4 protein-coding genes are annotated in these 4,584 nt (G+C 53.4%); all 4 read left to right on the top strand.

Going from position 1 to position 4,584, the window contains the following annotated elements; all coding sequences use genetic code 11:
* Positions 1-376 (top strand): RadC family protein (radC, locus tag IV91_RS0112945; RefSeq protein ID WP_031599128.1); only part of this gene is annotated, 376 nt, incomplete at its 5' end.
* Between the two features lie 187 nt (positions 377-563).
* Positions 564-2,696, top strand: a complete 2,133-nt coding sequence (gene topB / locus IV91_RS0112940) for a DNA topoisomerase III (protein WP_031599127.1) — start codon at positions 564-566, stop codon at positions 2,694-2,696.
* Positions 2,686-4,137 (top strand): P-type conjugative transfer protein TrbL, encoded by a 1,452-nt coding sequence (gene trbL, locus IV91_RS0112935; RefSeq protein ID WP_031599124.1) that lies wholly within the window; start codon positions 2,686-2,688, stop codon positions 4,135-4,137. Before topB ends, trbL begins: the two co-directional genes overlap by 11 nt.
* Before the next feature lie 93 nt (positions 4,138-4,230).
* Positions 4,231-4,584 (top strand): SRPBCC family protein (locus IV91_RS0112930; protein WP_035418203.1); only part of this gene is annotated, 354 nt, incomplete at its 3' end.

Genomic DNA, 4,584 nt, shown 5'->3' with positions numbered 1-4,584 from the left:
ATCATTTCTGAACAGTCCGGGAGCAGTACGGGATTTTCTGCGGATCAAGATGGCAGGACTGGAGCATGAAGTGTTCAGTATCGTGTTTCTGAATGCACAGCACGGGGTCATCACCGTGGAAGAATTATTTCGGGGTACCCTGGCCCAAACTTCCGTATACCCCAGAGAGGTAGTAAAACGGGTATTGCACCACAATGCGGCGGCGGTCATCTTGGCGCACAACCATCCAAGTGGCCTTGCAGAACCAAGTCAGGCCGACAAGAGACTCACGGAAGCGTTGAGGAAATCCTTGGACCTGATTGATGCCAGGGTCCTTGATCATTTCATCGTGGCGGGGACCGAGTGCATCAGTTTTGCAGAACGCGGCCTGCTTTGATCACTTTTCAGGAACAGATGACCTCTCAAAGGGCATCTGTTCCCTCTCTACCGAGTCTGTACAACGGTCAAAAGATATCCACTTTTTCTGTGGATAAACCAGTGCAGAACGGGTTTAGATGTTGATTGGGAAGCCTCAAAGACCATTGAGCAGAAATTAATCAGTAACAATCACAGAGGACTATGCCATGCGTCTGTTCATCGCAGAGAAACCATCAGTCGCAAAAGCCATTGCCGGTATGGTGGGCAAGTTGGGTCATGGCGAAGGGTATATTGAGTGTTCCAATAATACGGTCATTACCTGGTGTTATGGCCACTTGCTGGCATTGGTTCCTCCGGAAGAGTATGTCGGCGGGAAAGTGCAGTCCTGGCAGATTCCGGTCATCCCTCAAGACTGGAAACTGTCTCCCCGTCAGGGAAATCCGGCAAAACAGATCAGAACCATCCGCGAATTGCTGGCGAAGGCCAGCGAAGTCGTGCATGCAGGGGATGCAGATCGGGAAGGTCAGCTTCTGGTGGACGAAGTGCTGGGGTATCTGGGTTGGCGTGGAAAAACTTCACGCCTGTGGCTGTCCAGCCTCGATGACGAAAGCATTCGCCGGGCGCTGGCCACCATCAAACCGAATTCAGCCTTGCGGTCGGTTTATGAATCGGCTCTGGCGCGTCAATATGCGGACTGGCTCGCGGGCATGAATGAATCCATTGCGATCAGCAGAAACCTCCAGGCCCTTGGGATACCGGGGTCATGGAGTGTGGGACGAGTACAAACACCGACCCTTGCACTATTGGTAAATCGACAACGGGCCATCAGGGCGTTTCGGCAACAGGAGCATTACCAGGTGGAGGCCACGCTGGACGGCAGCATCAAGGTCCAATGGCAAATTCCTGAAGAGTTGCTGGGGGATGGGCTTTTGCTGGAACGCCATGCGGCGGATCAGGTCGCCGGGCGCGTAATAGCTCAGCCCTTCCAGGTGGAGAAGTTCTCCAGCAAAATCGGCTCAAGAGCGTCCCCCTTGCCCTATGTTCTCAGTTCGTTACAAAAAATGACCAGCAGTCGATATGGCCTGTCCGCAGCACAGACGCTGGAGGCGGCTCAGGAACTCTATGAAGCGAAGCTGACCACCTATCCCCGTACTGATTGCCCTTATTTGCCCGTGGAGTTGCGGGACAAAGCAGGAGCTGTGCTGGAAGCCATCGGACTGGATAACACTGATGGCGTGAACATTACACGCACCCATGCAGCCTGGAATACCGGAAAGGTTGAGGCGCACCATGGGATTGTTCCAACGGGACAAAAAACAGGGATGACTCTTTCCCAGAATGCTCGCCATGTGTTCAGCCTGATCTGTGAGTCCTATGTCCGGCTGTTCATGCTCCCGGAGAGTTTTGAAGCCCGTGAGGCAATTTTCCTGTTTCAGGGCGGAGACAGATTCAGTGCAACCACCAGAATCGTCATGGAAAAAGGATGGACTCGATACGGGAAACATGAGGACGATACGGAATCGGTGACGCAGGGTGAGTTACCCGTCCTTTCCAGGGGAGAAACCCGTCGATGTGTCTCGGCTGAGGTCCTGATCAAGCATACAACCCCTACAAAACCCTTTACAGACGGCACCTTGATTGCCGCGATGACCAGCATTCATAAACTGGTGGCAGATCCTGAACTGAAAAAGCGGCTGCGAGAAACTTCCGGGCTGGGGACAGAAGCGACACGGGCATCCATCATCGAGACCCTGATCAAACGGGATTACGCCAAACGCATCAACAAGGAAATTCACCCGACGCTAAGGGGGATTGACCTCATTGAAATGGTACGCAGAGTGGCCCCGGAGATAACCGACCCCGGGACCACTGCCCTGCAGGAGGATTCCTTGGCCGATATCGCGGCCTCGCGCGCCACCATGGCCGATTTCATGGGTGGACAAATTCAAACCGTTCGACGGCTTTCAGAGACTCTTTTGAGAGGAAAACTCATGGAAAAAGAGATTTTGGCGTGTGAATGCCCGGCGTGCGGTAGTTTGCATTGCATCAGACTGACGAGTAAAGCAGGGAAACCCTATCACCGCTGCCCAGACTGTAGCGCTGCCTTTGCCGATGAGAAGGGCAAGCCTGGTAAACGGTTCGAAAGTTCTGCGTCGGACGCGGGAAAAAAGCCGACCCAATCTACTTCGAATTCAGGGGGACCAAAATGTCCCGTTTGCAAGAAGGATACAGACCGCAGGTTCACAAAAACCAGCAAGCCTTATTTCCGGTGTGGGGGATGTAATTCCGCTTGGTGGCCTGATAACAACAAACTTGGGAGTAAATGGGATGCGCGCTAAAAATATAACCAAGGCCACATTGTCGGGGATTTTACTGTCCGGAACTACGGTGGAGGCCCAGGCGGCTGCATCCAATGTACTCACCGGAATCCAGAATATGGTGCAGAGTTCGTCGGCCGGGTGGATGTCGGCGTCTCTGTCGCTGGCCCAGAATCTGTTCGTCGGGCTGGCGGGTATCGAGATCGCATGGACCGGGATTCACTGGGTCCTGAAAAAAAATGATCTATCGGACTTTATCGCGAGTTTTGCTCTCAAAATGATTTCGATCCTGTTCTTTTATATGCTCCTTGGATTGGCCCCCACCTGGATCCCCATGATCATCAACAGTTTTGCCCAGGCCGGGCAAATCGTTGGCGCATCGGGAGGAGGAGGAATTCCCCCAGTTGTAACACTTGATCCCTCGGGAGTCTTTGAACAGGGCATGACCGTCTCTGGAGCAATCTGGACCGCTTTTGGGAATGCATCGGCTGCAATGGGAATCGGCCAGACCTTTGCAGGGGCTCTGGCCACCTTGCTGGGATCGATCTTTGCCATTATCGCCTATGGACTTCTGGCATTACAGATTCTGATCACGAACATCGAGAGTTACATCATTATCGGTGGCGGTGCTCTGCTACTGGGGTTTAACGGGAGCAAGTGGACCCAGGTCTTTGCGGAAAAATATCTCGGTTACGCCGTCAGCGTCGGAATCAAACTGTTTGTGCTGTATCTGATCGTTGGTCTGGGCCAGAATCTGGCCAACACCTGGGTGACCCAACTGGGGACTTTTACGCCGGAAACAGTCATACAGGTCGGGGCTGCTGCCCTGATCTACGGTGCCATGGGGATCATGGTTCCCGGCATTGCAGGATCGATGCTTAATGGTTCACCCAGCATGAGTCTGGGGAGCATGGCGGGTGGAGCGTCGGTCGCAGCGGGCGGACTGGCCGGTGGGGCAATGTTGGGTGCGGGACTTGCCACTGGTGGAGCTGGAAATCTTGGAAAACTGGCCAGTATGGTGGCCAGTGGTGGAAAAGATGGAGCGGGGGCCAGCAATTTTGGAACTGGTGCAGGTGCTACCGACACCCTGGCTAAACTCGCAACACAGGCATCGTCATCATCAAAGTCTGGGGGCACTACCCCATTGGGGGAAACATCTTTCTCACCAATATCAGGTACCACCAACGCAAGTGGGGCCGGACCTGCTGAAATCCTCTCATCAAGTCCCGCAAGCACTGCTACACCGGGAGGGTCATCCGACACACCAGATTCCATTGGTGGCGGAGCAGCAGGGGCCAGTGCAAGCACTGATTCCGGAGGTGCCACCCCTACGAGCGGGTCCGGTAAAGATCCGTCATTGCTAAAAACCGGGTTGGATACCCTTGGGCAATCCAGGGATCAGGTTGGCAGAAGTGAAGGGAGCAGTGGCGGAATTCAGATTCGGCTGGGGCATTCGGAGTAGTTCTTCTCCATCGGTAGATTATCCTCTGGTAACTTTCTTTATAATGTAAACTGGGTTACTATACGCTTGTATTTCAGAGAGAGGGAGCGATTCATGTGGAGCAGGACCTACAGCAAGCGGGTAAGTGGGTTGCAAGCAAATAAAGTGTGGATGGTATGGACCGATGTCAATCGGTGGCACACTTGGCAGCCCGACATCGAATATGCAGAATTGAACGGCGAGTTCAAGGTGGGCAACACTTTCAAGCTAAAACCCAAGAGTGGCCCACAAGTTTCCATCCGGATCATCAAAGTCGAACCTGGCAGGCAGTTCACCGATCTTACCTGTTTTCCTGGGGCACGCATGTTCGGTTGCCATGAATTCATTGCTTACGATGATGAACTGGAAATACGCACGACCATGAGCATCGAAGGTTTTTTGTCTTTTTTGTGGAGAAAAATCGTTGCG

This window comes from Ferrovum myxofaciens, from assembly GCF_000735045.1.
GTDB classification, from domain to species: domain Bacteria; phylum Pseudomonadota; class Gammaproteobacteria; order Burkholderiales; family Ferrovaceae; genus Ferrovum; species Ferrovum myxofaciens.
Note: the sequence above shows the minus strand (reverse complement) of the source record. Positions and strands in the feature narration are given on the sequence as shown.